The organism is Peribacillus sp. P4_C12, from assembly GCF_056402095.1.
In genome coordinates, this window is record NZ_JBFUIB010001203.1 from 1 (window position 1) to 538 (window position 538).

General features: G+C 40.1%; 1 protein-coding gene. It reads right to left on the reverse strand.

The window, feature by feature from the left end; genetic code table 11:
- On the reverse strand, positions 1 to 531 hold a 531-nt coding region (locus tag AC1DUW_RS32140; RefSeq protein ID WP_477644624.1), incomplete at its 3' end, for a Bax inhibitor-1/YccA family protein.
- Positions 532 to 538: the final 7 nt, after the last annotated feature.

Below are 538 nucleotides of genomic sequence, written 5' to 3' on the forward strand. Positions count from 1 at the left end.
GGCCATGAGTGGTACTTCCTCTGCTGTAACCCCGTAATGCTTCATTCGATTAAAATCATATAAAATATATCCACTGAATACAAGAATCCCAATAAATGAAAAGATTAGCATTGCTGTTGAACTTAAAGGTGAGAAAAGGTTAAAAATACTAATGGCTACTAAAGCCAGCAAGGCGGCAAACAACATTCCTCTTAAGAAAGAAAGGTCCCTCTTGGTTGTTGTAGCATAAATAGCTAGTCCCCCAAATACAACTGTTGTCGTCACCCCGGCTAACATCACAACATTCGCTCCTGCAGTGGCAAGATAGTGTGCAATAATCGGATAGGTGGTAATCCCAGAAATTAACGTAAAACTATACAGGAATGTGTAGCCAATAGATTTTTTCTTCCGCATGATAAAAGCGCCAATTAGCATAGCAATTTCCAGAATCGCTAAGGGAAGAAATAAGGATGGTGGAACTAGAGTTCCAACAGCCATCCCTAATACAGAGATTGCGAGAGAAAGAGCAAAGGTACGCATAACAGATGGCATATATGTG